This is a genomic window from Microbulbifer sp. SE14 (genome assembly GCF_059834885.1).
In genome coordinates this window covers 241756-259877 of record NZ_JCBAJA010000001.1, presented here as the reverse complement: position 1 = coordinate 259877, position 18122 = coordinate 241756, and the positions used below count along the sequence as shown (strand labels likewise).

General features: G+C 62.0%; 13 protein-coding genes. 9 read left to right on the top strand and 4 right to left on the bottom strand.

Features of this window, described 5'->3' with window-relative positions:
* Positions 1–120 precede the first annotated feature (120 nt).
* On the bottom strand, positions 121–933 hold the full coding sequence (locus AC6R19_RS01100; RefSeq protein ID WP_500577632.1) for a S1/P1 nuclease: 813 nt from the start codon (positions 931–933) through the stop codon (positions 121–123).
* 457 nt (positions 934–1390) lie between these two features.
* Between AC6R19_RS01100 and AC6R19_RS01095 the strand changes: the two genes are divergently transcribed.
* The 5 genes from AC6R19_RS01095 to AC6R19_RS01075 all read left to right on the top strand — a co-directional run bounded on the left by AC6R19_RS01095 (position 1391) and on the right by AC6R19_RS01075 (position 10294).
* Entirely contained in the window at positions 1391–4531 is a 3141-nt protein-coding gene (locus AC6R19_RS01095; RefSeq protein ID WP_500577631.1) for a TonB-dependent receptor, read from the top strand.
* Positions 4532–4748: 217 nt separating this feature from the next.
* Entirely contained in the window at positions 4749–6281 is a 1533-nt protein-coding gene (ushA, locus tag AC6R19_RS01090) for a bifunctional UDP-sugar hydrolase/5'-nucleotidase UshA (RefSeq protein ID WP_500577630.1), read from the top strand.
* 272 nt (positions 6282–6553) lie between these two features.
* Positions 6554–7981, top strand: coding sequence for an adenosine deaminase family protein (locus AC6R19_RS01085; RefSeq protein ID WP_500577629.1), 1428 nt, complete (start codon positions 6554–6556; stop codon positions 7979–7981).
* Between the two features lie 124 nt (positions 7982–8105).
* Positions 8106–9149 (top strand): purine nucleoside permease, encoded by a 1044-nt coding sequence (locus AC6R19_RS01080; protein ID WP_500577628.1) that lies wholly within the window; start codon positions 8106–8108, stop codon positions 9147–9149.
* Between the two features lie 122 nt (positions 9150–9271).
* Positions 9272–10294 carry an adenosine deaminase gene (locus tag AC6R19_RS01075; protein WP_500577627.1) on the top strand — a complete coding sequence of 341 codons (1023 nt, stop codon included), beginning with the start codon at positions 9272–9274 and terminating at the stop codon, positions 10292–10294.
* Positions 10295–10375: 81 nt separating this feature from the next.
* Here AC6R19_RS01075 and AC6R19_RS01070 read toward each other — a convergent pair whose 3' ends face one another.
* Together AC6R19_RS01070 and upp are read right to left on the bottom strand one after the other, a co-directional pair.
* On the bottom strand, positions 10376–11011 hold the full coding sequence (locus tag AC6R19_RS01070; protein WP_500577626.1) for a TetR/AcrR family transcriptional regulator: 636 nt from the start codon (positions 11009–11011) through the stop codon (positions 10376–10378).
* Positions 11012–11083: 72 nt separating this feature from the next.
* Positions 11084–11719 (bottom strand): uracil phosphoribosyltransferase, encoded by a 636-nt coding sequence (gene upp, locus AC6R19_RS01065; RefSeq protein WP_500577625.1) that lies wholly within the window; start codon positions 11717–11719, stop codon positions 11084–11086.
* A gap of 410 nt (positions 11720–12129) precedes the next feature.
* On the opposite strand from upp, the gene AC6R19_RS01060 reads away from it, so the two are divergent.
* The 4 genes from AC6R19_RS01060 (at position 12130) to AC6R19_RS01045 (ending at position 16938) form a co-directional block, all read left to right on the top strand.
* Entirely contained in the window at positions 12130–13089 is a 960-nt protein-coding gene (locus AC6R19_RS01060) for a ribokinase (RefSeq protein WP_500577624.1), read from the top strand.
* A 372-nt stretch (positions 13090–13461) separates the two neighbouring features.
* Entirely contained in the window at positions 13462–14433 is a 972-nt protein-coding gene (locus AC6R19_RS01055; RefSeq protein WP_500577623.1) for a sugar ABC transporter substrate-binding protein, read from the top strand.
* Between the two features lie 14 nt (positions 14434–14447).
* Positions 14448–15959, top strand: a complete 1512-nt coding sequence (locus AC6R19_RS01050; protein ID WP_500577622.1) for a sugar ABC transporter ATP-binding protein — start codon at positions 14448–14450, stop codon at positions 15957–15959.
* A gap of 40 nt (positions 15960–15999) precedes the next feature.
* Positions 16000–16938, top strand: coding sequence for an ABC transporter permease (locus tag AC6R19_RS01045; protein WP_500577621.1), 939 nt, complete (start codon positions 16000–16002; stop codon positions 16936–16938).
* 236 nt (positions 16939–17174) lie between these two features.
* Here the strand turns inward: AC6R19_RS01045 and cdd are convergent, their stop codons facing one another.
* Positions 17175–18122 carry a cytidine deaminase gene (cdd, locus tag AC6R19_RS01040; protein WP_500577620.1) on the bottom strand — a complete coding sequence of 316 codons (948 nt, stop codon included), beginning with the start codon at positions 18120–18122 and terminating at the stop codon, positions 17175–17177.

The following is an 18122-nucleotide window of genomic DNA, read 5'->3' as shown; positions in this document are numbered from 1 at the left end:
ACGCCGAAGGGCGCCCGAGCGCCAGGGATGGCGCGAGTCATTTCGATTCTTCTCACAGGAGAAAAGCAGTCGGTAAAGGGCGCTCAGGCGCCCTTTGTCGTTTGCAGGGGAGAGCTGCGATCAGTGATTCTGTTTCCCCAGCGCCCGGTTGATCACCCCCGCCAGCCTCACGCCCCCCTGGCTCAGGCGCTGCTCGACGATTTCCCGGTTGCGCTGGTAGTAGTCCTCCCCGAGTTCCGCTTCAGTGGTATAGGCATGGCTGTGCGCCAGGCGTTGGGACTCGGCGGCCCATTCGATCGCTCCGCTGCCCAGCCACAGCTCGCGCTCTTCCTCGGTGATTTTTTCGCTCTGCCGCTGTGCGTATTTTTCCCAGTCCCCCACAAAGCCCGCCGGCAGGTAGACGTCCCAGAGTGCGTGCAGGTTGGTGGGGAAACCGAAAAACCGCACATTGACATCGTTGCCTCCACGGTCCTCCCGCAGCGCCGTGTGCATCGGCTGGTGCAGGTCGCCGACGAAGTGGGCGACAAACAGCAGCGCCTCCGTCCGCTCGCTCTCCGCCGCATTGGAATCGCTCAAAATTGCTTCATATTTCGCCAGTGCCTTCAGGATACAGCCTGCGGGCGGGCAGTCCCTGGTCTCGACGTAGCCGTCCCAGTTGCGCGGCAAGTTGATGTAGTGCAGCGGCGCCGCCCAATCGTAGCGGTCGTCGCCGCGAATGCGGTCCGCCCAGGTGCTGGCCTCGGCCAGTCCCGGTTCGCCCGCCTTCTGCAGCAGCTTTCCCACCTCTTTTTTCACTTCCGGCTGCAGATGGTCCCAGGCGATGGCGCCGACAATCCGGTGGCCGTCTTCCCCCCAGGCCAGGGCGTTGCTGGCAATCAGGAGTAAAGAGAGGTTAAGGAATATTCTGGCCAGGAGACTTTTCTCCGCTTTCATTTTGTCCACCCGTTGTTACTGTCGAAGTTACCATATTACCCGTATATTGTTACAAAGTTGAACATGAGGACAGGTTTTGCGCGGAGGGATTTGCCGGATTCTTTTGAGGCACGGACGCGTACCAACTGGCCGGGCTGCCCAATGTTGGTGCCGGGAGGCCAATTTTATACAGTGGCCGGTCGCAGTCTGCACGCCGGCTGAAATCCCTATCCAAGTATATTCGCTGATACATATGCCCGGACTTGGCAACAAAGTTAACCATTTAGACAGGTTTTGGCACAATTGTTGCTATGTTGTCCTTGTGGTCAAGATTCATAAAATTTTAACTTCGGTGTCATTTTTCTCCCGGAGAATAGCGCCGCATTGACTTTCGTCACAAAAAATTAATGGAAAACGAAAAGCAATAAACCACATCGATGGTCGTTGTCTCAGGCCACTTCACAATGAGGAGAATTAGATGAAACGCTGCTCTTTCCCGCGCGGGCTCTTGTCTGCCGCGGTGATCTCGGCGATGGGCGCCGCGCCTGTGGCCTTTGCCCAGGAAACCAGCACCGCCATCCGCGGTACCGTGACCGGTGCCGATGGCCAACCCGTGGATAACGCCAGGATTACCGCCATTCACACCCCTTCCAACAGCCGCCGTGAAATCCTTTCCAGCGAATCCGGCCGCTTCAGCCTCAATGGCCTGCGCGTGGGTGGACCCTACACCATCCGGGTGGAATCCGAGGAGGGCGAAGAGGTCCTGAATGACATCTACCTGACCCTGGGCGCTCCCCTGACCCTGCCCATCGACCTGGGTAGTTCGGACATCCAACTGAACGATGTCGAGGAGGTGGTGGTATTCGGCGAAGCCGAGGTCTACACCAGCCGCGGTTCCAGCAGCGTTTTCGGGGAAGAGCAGATTGCCAACTCGGCCACATTCAACCGCGACCTCAAGGACGTGGTCCGCTCCAACCCGCTGGCCGTGGTCAGCCCGAACGGTGTCGAGCTGAGCATCGCCGGCACCAACCCCAAGTACAACTCGCTCACCATCGACAGTGTGGGTATCAACGATACTTTCGGCCTGGCCTCGAACGGCTATCCCAACGCCCGCCCGCCCATATCCCTGGATGCGGTGGAGCAGATCTCCATTGAGTACGCGCCTTTCAATGCCCGCAAGGGCAGGTTTTCCGGTGGCAACATCAACGCCGTGACCAAATCCGGTACCAACGAATTCCACGGCAGTGCCTTCTTCGAATCCGTGCCCTGGGCGGGCACCGCGAAAGACGATAAATTGTCCGATGACGGCTCGGTAACCGAGTACGATGTCGATAACGAGGAGGAGAGCTACGGTGCCACTTTCAGCGGCCCGCTGGTGCAGGACAAGCTGTTCTTCTTCACTTCCTATGAAAAATGGGAAGAGGAGATTGCCTTCAACTACGACCTGGAGACACTGGAAAACCATGATGTCGCCCCGGATGAGCTGTCGCGCGTGTTGGACGTCATGCAGGACGTCTACGGCCTGGGCGACTCCGTGGGCTCGGCGCCGTCCCCGGACAGCGACGAGAAGCTGCTGGTCAAGCTGGACTGGAACATCGGCGACAATCACCGCGCCGACTTCACCTACAGCAACCAGGAGACCCGCTCGGCCCAGAATTACACCGACGGCGACAACACCCTCAACCTGTCGTCCAACCTCTGGACCCTGGCCCAAGACACCACCTACTACACGGCGCACCTCTTCTCTGACTGGAGCGACGTATTCAGCACCGAGGTGAACCTGTCCTACAAGGAATACGAACAGGCCTCCCTGACCAACTCCGACTGGGGCGAAGTCAACATCAGAACCGGTAGCGGCACCATCGTCGCCGGCCAGGATGAAAACCGCCACGCCAACGTGCTGGCCAATGAGGTGTGGACCTTCGGCGTACACGGTACCTACCTGGCCGGTGATGTCCAGTACCGCTTCGGTGCGGAAGTCGAAGACACCTGGAACTACAACCTCTACGGCCGCGACGCCGCCGGCACCTGGGGTTTCGATAGCATCGACGACTTTGAAAACCGGCAGATAGACAGTTTCGAGTACAGCAGCGCCTACACCAACGATATCCAGGACATCGCCTACGATGTAAACGGCAAGACCTATTCCCTGTATGGCGATGCCACGATGGAACTCTTTTCCGGCTTCGAACTGGTTGCCGGCCTGCGCTACGAAACCCTCGGCATCGACAGTACGCCCAACCGCAACACTAATTTCGAGGAGACCTACGGCTACGCCAATACGGAAAACCTGGACGGCCGCGACATCTGGCTGCCGCGGGCTGGTTTCACCTGGGAGCTACGCGACGACCTGACCCTGCGCGGCGGCGTGGGCCGTTTCAGCGGAGGCATGCCGTTGGTGTGGGTGTCCAACGCCTACACCAATGACGGCACCACCAAGGACTCCGTTTATTTCCCCAGTCTGGACCCGAGCGCAGTGGATTTCACCCGCGTGCCCCAGGTGGCCCTGGATGCCCTGGCGCCGGGCGCCGGCAGCACCAACAATATAGATCCGGATTTCGAGCTGCCGTCGGACTGGCGCTACCAGTTGGCTGCGGACTACGCCTTCGATATTCCCGGCCTGGGCGAGGACTTCAACTGGACCACCGAACTGACCTACGTGGACCGCGAAGACGCGGTTTACTGGCGCGACCTGTCGCGGGTGGACAGCGGCAACAGGACACCGGATGGCCGCATCATCTGGGACAACATCTACGCCGGCACCGAATTCGAGGGCAACTACGATCTGGAGTTGACCAACATCGACAACGGCGGCCGCAGCATCATCTGGACCACCGCCCTGGACAAGGCGTTCGACAACGGTCTCTCCTTCAACCTGTCCTACACCCACCAGGACATCACCGAAGTCAATCCGGGCACCAGCTCTACGGCGGAATCCAACTACCAATACGAAGTTGTCGAGAACCGCAATGTGCCGCTGGAAGGCACCGCTTACTATGAGGTTGAACACCGCTTCGTGCTGAACCTGGGCTACCGCAAGGACTTTGTGCCGGGCTACGCCACCAATTTCAACCTGTTCGTCGAACGCCGCTCCGGGCGTCCCTTCTCCTGGACCCTGGGCGCTCACAACGACAGCGACCTCGGTGACCAGACGGCTTTCAATCGCTCCGACGTCTACCTGCCCTACATCCCGTCCGGCGCCGACGACCCGGCAGTGGATTTCGAGAGCGGCCTGAGTTACGCGGAGATCATGGAGATTGCACAGCAGGCGGGCGTGGCCGGTGCCGCCGGCGGCTATGTGGACAAGTATTCCGACAACATGCCCTGGGTCACCACCATGGATCTGGCCATTACCCAGGAAGTGCCCGGCTTCCTGCCGGAGCACCGCGGTTTGGTCTACCTGACCATAGACAACTTCGCCAACCTGCTGAATGACGATTGGGGTAAGGTGTACGATCTCGAGTTCCCGCAGCAGATACTATTTGACTACGACGTGAACGACGAAGGCCAGTATGTCTACGACATACCCTTCGGCGGCCTGGATACCAAAAACTACGGCCGTTTCCAGGCTGCGGAATCCACCTGGCGTGTGAAGCTGGGGTTGAAATACAACTTCTGATCGCCGTATCGGAAGCATTCAGAGCCGGCGCTTAGCGCCGGCTTTTTTTACCTGAATACCCCCACGGACCACGGAGCTGTTTATGGCGCTGAAGGCTCCAGCCCCGCAAACGGGCCCCAGGCCCGTGCCAGAAAAAAAACATGCCGGAGCAACCATGGCCATACAGAAACAAAATCGACAGGGAAAATTTCTTTGCACAACACTCCTGGCAACGGTGTTGCTGTGGTTTGGTTTTGCGCACGAAGCACTTTCAGCGCAGGACAATCAAGCCATCCGCCTGACCCTGCTGCACACCAACGACAACCACGGCCGCTTCTGGCACAACCGGCACGGCGAGTACGGCATGGCCGCGCGCAAGGCGCTGGTGGACCAGGTCCGCGCGGAAGTCGCGGCCGAAGGCGGCTACACATTGCTGCTCTCCGGTGGCGATGTGAACACCGGTGTGCCGGAATCCGATATGCAGGATGCCGAGCCCGACTTCAAGGGCATGAGCCGCATGGGCTACGACGCCATGGCGGTCGGCAATCACGAGTTTGACAACCCTATTGAGGTCATCAGGAAACAGCAGGGTTGGTCCACATTCGATTTTCTTTCCGCAAATATTTACGGCAACGATGGCAAGCGGCCGTTCAAGCCCTACAAGGTTTTCGAAAAGGGTGGCATGCGTATTGCGGTTGTTGGCCTGATCACCCAGTCCACCGAAAAAATCGGCAACCCGGAAAATATCAGAGGTTTCCGCTTTGTCCTGCCGGAAAAGGAGATGGGACGGCTGCTGCCAAAATTGCAACAAGAGGCCGACCTGGTCATTGCGCTTACCCATATGGGCCACGACATGGACTCGGTCGGAACCGACGTCGCCCTCGCCAGGGCGGTGGACGGTATCGACATCATCGTGGGCGGCCACTCCCAGCAGCCGGTGTGCACCGATGCCCGGGGCGAACTGGTTGCGGATTACCAGCCGGGTGCCCCCTGCAAGCCCGACTTCGAAAACAACACCTGGATAATGCAGGCGCATGAATGGGGCAAATACGTCGGGCGGGCGGATTTTATCGTCGGCAAGGACTCCGTTCAGCTGATCGACTACCGCCTGATCCCCGTCAACCTGAAAACGCCACAAAGCGATAAACAGGAGTTCGTGCAGCCCCGGATCAAGCCCGATGAAGACCTGCAGGCCTTCCTGCAGGAATTCCAGGACAAGGGCGGTGCAGCTCTGCGCCAGGTCATTACCCGCGCCGAGCAGACCTTCGACCGCCGTGACAAGCGCGAATTTCCCAACGTCAGTCCACTGGGCAGCCTGATTACCCAGGCGTTCAGGCAGTTTGCCCGGGCCGATATCGCCATCACCAACAGCGGTGGCATTCGCGACAACCTGTATAAAGGTGACGTCACCGTCAAATCGCTGATGCAGGTGATGCCCTTTGCCAATACCGTGGGCTATGTGGATCTCAACGGCAGGGAGCTGCGCCAGTACCTGGAGGCGATAGCATTGTTGCCCCGCAATGAACGCGGAATTCAGTTTAGCGGCCTATCCCTGACGGCCGATGGCAGTCTTACCATCGGCGATGACAAGCGCCCCCTCGATCCCGACCGGATCTACCGGCTGGCCACCAACAGTTTCCTGGCGGCGGGCGGCGACGGTTATCCCCCGCTGCTGGATAAGCCCACTTACGTAAATAGCGGTGTTGTGGATTTCACTGCGGTGCGGCAACTGTTGGCCGGGCGCGAAAGCATATCACCTGGGGAATTTTGACAGGTGCAATGAGGCGCAGTCGCACATCGATCGCGGCCATGGGCCGCTCCTGCAGGAATATATCGGCATTCCCGAAAGGGGTGAACCCCTGAAATGGCGCCGAAGCCGATCCTATCGCGCGGCCGGGGGACACCCACAAGAAGGCTCCGTTTGCACCTTTGTGGCTGTTGGTAGAATAATGCAAAAAGATGACCAACCGAATAGATTTGCGGGTGCACGTGGCACGCCGCTTGCGGCGGATTTGGCTATCCATTTTTCCGGGGAGGGGAGAGATGTTGAACTTGGGAAAATTCTTGCGGCGAGCCCTGCTGCCGCTGCTGCTTTCCGGTGCGGCCGCGGCGCAGGATTCCTGGTTCGAGGACTTTAAACAGGAGGCCAGCGACGCGGAACTGTATCGCTTCCTCTATGCCATGCCCAAGGGCGGGGACCTGCACAACCACCTGTCCGGTGCCGGCTTCCCCGAGTGGTGGTACCGGCTGGCGTTGCAACAGGAGGAGCGGGGCTACCTCTATTACACCAAGGTGCGTATCGAAAACTGCCGCGGCTACGGCACCGATGCGTTCTCGGCGCAGCCCTACCTGCTGCTGTTCCGGAATATTCTCGCCGCCGGTTACGACAAGCTCAGCGAGTGTGAAAAGCGCGAGTACAAGCCGCTGGCAGAGCTGGACCGCGAAGAGCGGCTGGCGTGGCAGAACAGCATCCGCCTGGATAAACCCCACGAGGGGCGCGACGAATTCTTCCAGACCCACTGGCAGCGCCTCAATGACCTGGCCAGGAATCCCCATATCATCGCCGAGCTGATCTACCTGAATATGAAACACTTCGGCGCCGAGGGACTGCTTTACTTTGAGCCCCAGGTCAGTGTGCACGGCTTCCAGCGCGCGGACGGCAGCGCCCTCGGCCCCGACGAGGTGGCGGCCATCTACCGCGAGCGCATTGCGCGCGCGGATGCGCGGCAAACGGGGGTGGCGGTGCGCTTCCAGAGCTCGCTGCTGCGTTTCCACCCGCAGGCGGAGGAAATTCTCGGCAGCCTGTACCGCTTCGTGTACAACAATCGCGACCTCTGGGTGGCGGTGAACATGGTGGGCCGTGAGGACAACGACAAGGGCTACCCGCTGCGCTTCCTGCCCACACTGCGCAAGCTGCGCCGCCAGTACCCGGGGGTGAGGCTGTCGATTCACGCCGGCGAGGTGGACGAGCCCAACCGCCATGTGCGCGACACGCTGCTGCTGGGGGCGGAGCGCATCGGCCACGGTATCAACCTGATCGACGACCCGGACACCCTGCTGGCTATGCGTCGCGGCCCCTACCTGGTGGAGATCAACCTGATCAGCAACCTGCTGCTGGACTATGTGAGCGACTACGGCGAGCATCCCTTCCCGGAATACCTGCGCACCGGTGTACCCGTGGCCCTGTCCACCGACGACCGCGGCATGTGGGATTCCACCATGACCGACGAATACTTCGTCGCGGTGAAGGAGTTCAACCTGTCCTGGAGCGAGCTGCAGCTGCTCGGCCGCAACTCCCTGGCCTACAGCTTCGCCGACGAAGAGACGCGGCAGTCCCTGCTCGAGACCTTCGAGCGCCGCAGCCGGCGCTTTGTGCAGCGTGCGCAGCGGGAAAATTTCTGGGCGCGGGCGGAAATACCCGGGCCGCGGGGCTTTATTTGTGCGCACTACCAGCTCTGCGCACTGGAGTAGGTCGGTTCGCACAGACCTCCGCCGCCGTGCGCGAGCGCGACAGTGCCATAGATGCCTGCCGTCGCCTGGAAACCGCTGGGCTTTATTACAAAACGGGAAAATGACCATGCTGAAGAAAATTGCTATGACATTTGTAGCGCTCGGCCTGCTCGCCTGCAATGCCGAGCGCGAAGTCGCGGTCAAAAAAGAAACCCCACTGCCGGTCAGGGTGGTAGTGGTCACCATGTTCGAGATCGGCGAAGACAGCGGAGATACCGCCGGGGAATTCCAGCTGTGGAAGGAGCGCCGCGAACTGGATCGGGTGATTCCTTTCCACGGTCACCACGACCTGCACTACAACGCCGAGTCGCAGATCCTCGGCCTGGTCACCGGCATAGGCACCGCCAAGTCCGCCGCCTCGGTGATGGCCCTGGGCATGGACCCGCGCTTCGATCTGAGCAAGGCCTATTGGCTGGTGGCGGGCATCTCCGGCTTCGACCCCGCCGACGCCTCCATCGGCTCCGCCGCCTGGGCCGACTATGTGGTGGACGGTGATCTGGCCCACGAAATCGACCCGCGGGAAGCGCCCGCAGACTGGCCCAACGGCTATTTCGCCCGCGACAGCAAGGGTCCCTTCGACAGGCGCCCGCAGCCCAGCGGCGAGGTGTTCGCACTGAACAAATCCCTGAGTGACTGGGCCTACCACCTCACCAGAGACCTGGAACTGCAGGATTTCCCGGGCATGGAGCCGGTGCGCACCCTCTACACCGACACGCCCAAGGCGCAGGGCAAGCCGTTTGTACTGAAGGGGGACAACCTGGCGGCCATGACCTACTGGCACGGCAACCTGATGAACGACTGGGCCAACCGCTGGGTGGACTACTGGACCGACGGCCAGGGCCAGTTTGTGTCCTCGGCGATGGAGGATACGGGCACCTACCAGTCACTGCTGTGGCTGAGCAAGACCGGCCGCGCGGACGTGAACCGCCTGATGGTGCTGCGCACCGCCAGCAACTACACCACGCCGCCCCCGGGAATGACCGCGGCGGAAAACCTGCTCAGGGACAACGAGGGCTACCCGGGCCTGCAGGCCTCGCTGGAATCTGCCTACCGCGTCGGCTCGGTGGTAATCGACGAACTGCTGGGCAACTGGGAAGATTACAAGGACACTGTTCCCGGCACCGAGTGAAGCTGTAGGGTGGGCAAAGGAGCGGCGACGTGCCCGTCATAATACTGCGCCGCGGTGGACGCCATGGCCATCGGCTGGAGGCCGTGGAGCCGCCAAACCCCGAATCCATAAGAGGAAGGATGATGAGCGAACAACAGAATTTCGAAGACTGGCTGAAAGCCGCCCCCAAAGCCGAACTCCACCTGCATCTGGACGGCACCCTGGAAGCCGGCCGCCTGCTGCAATTGGCGGAGAAAAACCGGGTGCAGCTGCCTTACAAAACGCTGGAAGAAGTGGAGGCCGCCTACCGCTTTGAAAACCTGCAGAGCTTCCTCGACCTCTACTACCTGGGCGCCTCGGTGCTGCGCGACGAGGAGGATTTCTACCACCTGATGATGGACTACCTGCAGCGCTGCCGGGAAAACAATATCGTCCATACCGAAATCATGATCGAGCCGCAGACCTATCTCCCCAGCGGCATCGGATTCGCGGTATTTATGGCCGGCTTCAAGCGCGCGCTGGAGGAGGCGCACAGCCGCTGGGGCCAGTCCGCGCTGCTGATCCTGAGCTTCCTGCGCCATCTCCCCGAGGCGGAGGCGCTGGAGGTGCTGGAGCTGGCGGAGCCCTACCGCGGGGACTTCGTCGCCATCGGCCTGGCCAGCGGCGAACAGGGCAACCCACCGCAGAAATTCGCCGAACTCTACCGCCGCGCCCGCGAGCGCGGCTACCGCCTCACCGCCCACGCCGGCGAAGAGGGGCCGCCGGCCTATATCCGTTCCGCGCTGGAGGACCTGCAGGTGGAGCGCATCGACCACGGCGTGCGCTGCCTGGAGGACGAGGCGCTGGTGGAACTGCTGCGCGAGCGCGCTGTTCCCCTCACGGTCTGCCCGCTCTCCAATGTGCGTTTGTGTGTGTTTTCCGATATGCAGCAACACAATATCCTGCAGCTGCTGGAGCAGGGTCTGGTGGTCACGGTCAATTCCGACGATCCCACCTATTTCGGTGGCTACATGAACGACAACTTTATCGCCCTGCAGCGGGCGCTGGATTTGAATCGCACCCGGGCCCTGCAGCTGCTGCACAACGGCTTCGAGGCCAGTTTCCTGCCCGCCGCGGAAAAAAGCGCTTTTCTGGAACAGCTGAGCCTGTTTGCGGAATCCCCGTGAGCGCCGCGGCCCGCTCGCCGCCATCAGCGCCTTCGCATCTGCTTCGGCATTCTGTTCGTGCCTCGAATCCGCACGGGCCAGCTACTTCAATACCCCGTGCAAAATCAACCGGCTCAAATCCTCAATGGCCTGCTCCCGCTGCTCTTTCGACAGGCGCCGGTTGCCGTTCAATATCCGGATCTGATAGTCGTAATCGGCGTAGTATTGGGTCGTGGCCCAGATCATATTGAGCAGGCTCTGCGGGCTGACCGCCTGGATGCGGCCCTCGTCGATCCAGGACTGGATCCTCTGCAGTACCGTGTCGTCCCAGGTCAGGAGTGCCTTGCGGATCTCCTTACCCATCACCGGTCCGCCCTGGATAATCTCCATGGCCCACATCTTGGAACCCTTGGGGCGGGTGAAGGAATGCTCCATTTTTGCGCGGATATAGGTGCGCAGTACCTCCTCGGGATCCGAGGAGCGGCTGAAGATCTCCGCGTCCTGCATCCAGCCCTCGAGGACATCCCGCAGCACCACCGTGTAGAGGTCTTCCTTGGTCTTGAAGTAATAGTGCACATTGGCCTTGGGCAGGCCGGCCTTGTCGGCGATTTCCTGGGTGGAGGTGCCGTTAAAGCCCTTTTCGGAAAAGAGTGCTTCTGCTGCGGCGATGATCTGGCGGGTATTGGCTTCGCGGATGCCCGACTTCCGTGTCGTGGTGGGCTTGTTTTTACTGGGCATAAATATCAAGGGGCATTGTGGGAATGGTTGCGCACCATTCTCTCACAAGCGGCCTTCCGGTGACAGAAGAGGCTATTTTCCGGTGCCGTACAAGCGGTCTCCGGCATCGCCAATACCCGGGAGTATATAGCCCTTGCTGTTCAGCTCCCGATCCAGGGCCGCTGCGTAAACAGTGACGTCCGGGTGCTCTCTGGCCAGGGTGGCCAGTCCCTCGGGGGACGCCAAAAGGCAAATGAAGCGGATATTGCTGGCTCCGTGACGCTTGATCTTGTGAATGGCGGCACAGGCGGAATGCCCCGTGGCCAGCATCGGGTCCACCACCAGGCAGAGGCGGTCGCTGAGCTGCTTGGGCGCCTTGAAGAAATACTCCACCGCCTCCAGCGTCTCGCTGTCCCGGTAGATGCCGATGTGGCCCACCCGGGCGGAGGGTACCAGTTCCAGCAGTCCGGACAGCAGGCCGTCGCCCGCCCGCAGAATGGAAAAGAGGCAGAGCTTCTTGCCGGACAGCGTCGGAGCGTCCATCTCCTCCAGGGGGGTCTCGATATTCTTGCTGCTGAGAGGCAGGTCCCGCGTCGCCTCGTATCCCATCAGCAGGCTGATTTCCTTTAACAGCAGGCGGAACTTGCTCGATGCCGTATCCCTGTCGCGCATGATGGTCAGTTTGTGTTGAATCAGCGGGTGGTCAATTATCACCAGGTTGTCGGTCATGCTGGAGTTTCCTGTCGATTCCGGTGTCAGGGGCTGGCATGCCCTCGCGGCCTTCAAAGGGCTTTCGTAACTACTCGCTCCCGTGGCACTAAGCCGAGGCCTGGGCGGCCCCCAGGTATTCCGGGTCCCGAGGGGGCGAGCAGTTATGGGCCTTCAATGTAGAAAGACTGCGTAAGACCCTGTTTTTCAAGGTAATTATTTCTTTCAGGCGGGGAGGATTAAATCCCGTATCCACTTTGTGGTCAAGCTGCCGGGATATTTCTGTTGAATCCGCCGGCAATATGAAATAGCCTTTTTAGATGCTGACCACGTGGACAGGTTTTTATGGCGGTGCAGAAGATGACAATGCCCCCCGACTCTTGTTTCATTCTGGTGCGCGGATGCAATCGCATCCCGCTGAGGAGCCCACAGTGAGCCGAAATATTCTGGTGGTGGGCAGTATCAACTGCGATGTCACCCTGGGCGTGCGCGATTTCCCGGTGGCCAATGAAACGGTGATGGGCCGCAGCGCCGCGCTCAAGCTCGGCGGCAAGGGCCTGAACCAGGCGGTAGCGGCGGCGCGCGCCGGCGCAGCCGTCGAGATGATCGCCTGTGTCGGCGACGACCAGTTCGGTGCCTCCGCGCTGGACTACCTGGCCGCAAATTCGGTCGGCGCCGCCGGCGTGCGCCGGTCGGCGAAAGCCACCACCGGAACCGCGGCCATCCTGGTCAACGACCGGGCGGAAAACATGATCGCCGTCGCCGCCGGGGCCAACGCCGAACTCACCCCGCAACACCTGGCGGAATCCTGTGCGGCGCTTTCGAATATCGGCGCCGTGGTGGTGCAGATAGAAGTCCCGCTGGACACGGTGCGCGCGACCCTGGAATACGCTCGCGCGCGCGGTGCCCTGGGTATTTTCAATCCGGCTCCGGCGACGCCGGAGGCGCTGGCGCTGTTGCCGCTGGCGGACCTGGTAACGCCGAACGAGAGCGAGACGGAACTGCTCACCGGTATCTGCCCGGACAGTGAAGACAATGTGCGCAGGGCCACCGACCGGCTGCGCCAACTGGGCGCGCGCAATGTGGTGATCACCCGCGGGTCCCGCGGCTGCAGTGTCGCCTGGGGAGACTATTTCTTTCACTCGCCGCCCTTCGTGGTAGAGGCCGTGGACACCACCGGTGCCGGCGACGTCTTCAACGGCGCACTGGCCGCCGGCCTGGTGCAGTCGCCGCTGCCCTTGGACGCAAGTTCGGTGAAACGCGCAGTGCAGTGCGCCTCGGCCGCCGCGGCCATGTCCGTGCGCAAACCCTTCGCCCAGGATGCCGCGCCCTTCGTAGGGGAGCTCGAGATTTTTCTGGCGGAGCGGGCCGCGGATGAAGTCGCAATTTAGAGGCAATGCTGCTGAGCTAAGCAGCTGTATCGTAGGAGCCTGCCTTGCAGGGGATAAAAATGGTGCTACTGGCAGCGCCGTTTTCGCCAGCAGGGCTGGCTCCCACAGGGTGCCAGCTCTTAACTCAAGTTTCGGAGTTCACATCGAGGGCAGGAAGACTGCGGGCGGCACAGTGCGAGGCCCTGCTGCCGGTGGCCACCTGGCAAATATTTACCGATGAGGTTTTTTGCCAGGTGGCCACCGGCAGCAGGGCCGCTCGAAGGCTCTTCCCTTCCGGCCTGGCAACACCTGTGAACTCCGAAACTTGAGTCTTAACTCAACAGCGGTGGCTTTGGAGGCAATTTGATAACAACGAAAAATGGAGGCCCGATAATGAGACTAGTGCGCATCCTTTCTGCTGTCCTGGCGCTGATCCTGCTCTGTTCCGCCTGTGGCAAGCCCGCCGGGGAATCCCCTGGATCCGCCGACGCCGCCCCCGAAAAGGCCCGTATCGCCCTTGTGATGAAATCCCTGGCCAACGAGTTCTTCGTGAATATGGCGGACGGCGCCAGGCGGCACCAAGCCGAGCACGGCGACCGCTACGAACTGATCGTCAACGGCATCAAGAACGAGACGGACCTGGCCCAGCAGGTGGCGCTGGTGGAGCAGATGGTGGCCATGGGGGTCGATGCCATAGTGATTGCGCCGGCGGATTCCAAGGCGCTGGTGCCGGCGCTGGCCAAGGCCCGGCGCGCGGGCGTCGTGGTGGTGAATATCGACAATCGCCTGGAACCGGAAGTGCTCGAGCAGTTCGACCTGAAAATTCCGTTTATCGGCCCGGACAACCGCAAGGGGGCCAGGATGGTCGCCGACTATGTACTGGGCGATTACCCCGAGGGCAGCGAGGTGGCGATTCTCGAGGGGGTGCCCACCGCAGTGAACTCGATACTGCGTCGCGAGGGTTTCCAGGCCGCCATCGCCGAGAAAAACATGAAGCTGGTGTCGGTGCAGAGCGCCCACTGGGAGGCCACCAGGGCGGCGGACCTGACCTCGGCCATAATCACCCGGCACCCGAACCTGAAGGTGATTCTCGCCGCCAACGACAATATGGCCCTGGGTGCGGCGGCGGCGATCAAGCTGGCAGACCTGGATCACAGGATCGATATCGCCGGCTTCGACAATATTTCTGCGATTCACGCGCTGATCAGGGACGAGCGGGTCAAGGCAACCGCCGACCAGTACGGCGATAAATTCGCGGTCTTCGGTATCGAGTTTGCGCTGCAGGCACTGCAGGGTGGCGGCGAGGCCGACATCGACCGCGAGACGCCGGTGGACCTGATCACCATCGAGGATATCCGCGGTTGATGGCTGGAAAAAAGTTGCGGGTTAATATTCGGGGACTGCACAAATCCTTCGCCACTCCGGTGCTCAGGGGGGTCGACCTGCAGCTCGCCGAGGGCGAAATCCTCGGCCTGGTGGGCGAGAACGGCGCCGGCAAATCCACCCTGATCAATATTCTGTATGGTCTGCACCGGCCCGATCTGGGCCTGCTGGAAATCGACGGCGAGGCCTACGGGCCGAAAAATATCCGCGATGCCATGCAGCGCGGAATCTCCCTGGCGGCGCAGGAACTGAGCCTGATCGAAAACCTGAGCGTGGCCGAGAATATCTGCCTGAAGGCACTGCCCGCCAGCGCCGGGTGCATCCGCCGCGGGGAGCTGCACCGGTGCGCCGCGGAGCTGCTGCAACTGGTGGGGGCGGAACAGGTTTCGCCACAGGCCCTGTTGTCGGAACTTAGCCTGGCGCAGCGGCAGCTGGTGGAGCTGGCCAAGGCGCTCTCCGCCTGCACCGACGCCGGTGTGCTGATTCTCGATGAACCCACCGCGGCGCTCACCGGTCCCCAGGCTGAGCGGCTGCACGAGATTATCCGCGCGCGCAGCCGCGCCGGCCTCTCGGTCATCTATGTGTCACACCGGCTCGACGATGTGCTGGATGTCTGCGATAGGGTCGCGGTGCTGCGCGACGGCGAGATCCAGTGCTGCCGGGACAGCTCGGAACTGGATGTGGGCGACCTGATCCGGGCCATGTCCGGCGAATCCCTCCGCGATCGCGCCGGGGACGCGGGGCGCCAGCTGGGGCCGCCCTGCCTCGAGGTCAGCGGCCTGCACAGCGCAGAGCTGCCGCATCCCATCGACCTCTGCTGTCACCGCGGCGAAATCCTCGGTATCGCCGGCCTCGCCGGCGCCGGCCGCTCGGAACTGCTGGAGGCCATCTACGGCCTCGCCGACAGGCGCGGCGGCAAGGTGGAGCTGGTGAACGGCGACAGGCGCACCGCAATCCGCAGCGCGCACCGGGCGGCCCGGTGCGGCATGGGCCTGATCGCCGAGGACCGCAAGACCCAGGGCATCTTCGCGGCCCAGTCGCTGGGCTTCAACAGCACCATTGCCGGCCTGGACAGGATTTCCGCCTGGCTCGGGCGGCTGTTGCCGCGGCGGGAAAAGGCCTGCACCCAAGCCCTGATCAGGGATCTCGCCGTGCGCTGCGACGGTCCCCATCAACATATCGAAAACCTGAGCGGCGGCAACCAGCAGAAGCTGCTGTTGGCGCGCTGGCTGCACTGCGACGCCCGGGTGCTGCTGCTCGACGAGCCCACCCGCGGCGTGGACCTGGGCTCCAAGCTCGCCATTCACGCCCGCCTGCGCGCACTGCGCGACGGGGGTGCCGGGATCATCGTCGTCTCCAGCGAGCTGGAGGAACTGAACGCGCTCTGCGACAGCATCCTGGTGCTGTCGAAACGCAAACCGGTTGCGCGTTTCCGCCGCGGCGACTGGTCCACCGACGCCATTCTCAAGGCCGCCTTTAGTGAGTACACCCGCAATGACAACACCTGACCAGAATGCTGCCTTTCCCGATAGAAGTATCGGAGTGATATTGACATCCAGGACCGTAAAGCAATTTTTTGAATCCTATTTTATTTTCCTGTCGCTGCTGTTGCTGGTGGCTTTTTTCGGCATGGCGACCGACAACTTCTTCTCCATGCCGACGCTGAACGCGATACTCGCCAGGCTGCCGACGCTGACGGTGATCACCATCGGCATGACGCTGGTACTGATCTGCGGCGGTATCGACCTGTCGGTCGGGTCCGTGGTGGGCCTGAGCGCCGGGGTTATCGGTCTCGCCTCCACGGTACTGGGCCTGCCGCTCGCGGTCGCGGCGCTGCTCGGCATCTGCGCCGGCGCCTGCGCCGGCCTGGTGAACGGTCTTCTCGGCAGCTACCTGCGCCTGCCGATTTTTATCGTGACCCTCGGCATGCTCGAAGTGGCGCGCGGGCTCGCGGAGATTTCCACCGGTTCGAAAACCCTGTTCCTGGGGCCCGGCATCCTCGAGCTCTCTTACCCCATCCCGGGTCTCGGCCTGTCGCCCGCCTTCCTGATCGCCCTGTCGCTGGTGGCCATCGCCCAGTTTGTGCTGACACGCACCGTCTTTGGCCGCCGGATTATCGCCATAGGCACCAACGAGGAGGCCGCGCGCATTTCCGGCATCCGCACCAGGCCCTATATTCTCGCGGTGCTGGTAATCTCCGGCACCCTCGCCGGACTCGGTGGGCTGATGGATGCCGCCTACCTGGGGTCGTCGAACCCGGGTGCCGCCACCGGCTGGGAACTGAGTGCCATCGCCGCCGCGGTGATCGGCGGCACCAGCCTGATGGGCGGGCGCGGCTCCATCCTGGGAGCCTTTATCGGCGTGCTGATTATCGCCGTGCTGGACAATGGCCTGGCGCAGATGGATGTATCCCCGCCCGGCAAGCGGCTGATTACCGGGGCGGTGATCATTCTGGCCGTGTTCGTGGATCGCTTCCGCAACCGGTAGGAAGCTCGGGACTGGGGACTGGGGACTGGGGACTGGGGACTGGGGACTGGGGACTGGGGACTGGGGACTGGGGACTGGGGACTCGGAAAAATCGTAGGGTGTAATAGCCTCCGGCGTATTACACCAACCGCGGCCGGCGGATGCGCCCGGCGTGGATGCGCTTGACGCTTATCCACCCTACAGGAGCCCCAACACCGGGGTTTGGTCCTAAAGTAAGTGCCATTGAACTCAGCAATCTATGTGGTCGCCGGGTAATACTCCAGCGAAACGTCCGGCGCGAAAGAGGAGAGCAGGGTCGTCACCAGGTCCCGCTGGCTGATATCGGCTGCCGATTCCACCAGCACGCAGCGGGCGAGCCGGGCGGGCATTTCACGCAGGGCAGCGGGGCCGAGCGCCATGCGCATATTCGACAGGGCGGCGTGCAGTGGGGAGAGTCCCGGGTTGTGCGCCGCGTTTTCCGCATAGCTGCCGGAAAATATCGAGCCGTCGCGCAGTTGCAAGGTGCAACCGGCATAATTTCCCGTGTAGGGTGCGTAGGAAAAGCGCGCCGCTGCCAGGGTCTCCAGAGTCAGGCCGTCGTCCTGCGCGGAGGCGAGCTGCAGCGATCGGGGGCTGCCGTTGACCGCCATCATATTGCCTTTGCCGCCCAGGTCGGCGGGGCCGAAGGCGCCGGGCAGCAGTTGTTCGATTTCCGCCGACTGGTAATTTCCCTCGCCGTTGCCGGGAAGGAAAATTTGCAGCGGGCTGGCGGGGGCGGAGAGTTCGTAGAGAAACTGCCGGCAATGGCCGCAGGGCGGGGCGGATACGGCCAGGCTGGTCACCCCGGGCTCGCGATGATGCCAGGCGCTGGCCACTGCGGCCTGCTCCGCGTGCAGGCTGTAGCAGAGGGCGCGCCCGGGAAATTCCATATTGGCGCCCAGGTAGAGTTGCGAGTAGCCGCCCTCGTCCACCCGTCCGCCCCGCGCCACGGCGCCGACAAGAAAGCGCGACACCGGCGCCACCGCGTAGCCGGCCGCCAGCGGCACCAGCCGCAGCATCAGGCTCTCGATATCGATATCCAGGGTTTCGCAGACCCGGCGCACCGACGCCGCGCTCATGACACCGCCGTTGGCGGCCACCTGTGCTATCTCTGTGTGAAGCTGCCCGGGAAAATCCTTCAGCGCAGTTTCGAATGTCGGGAACAT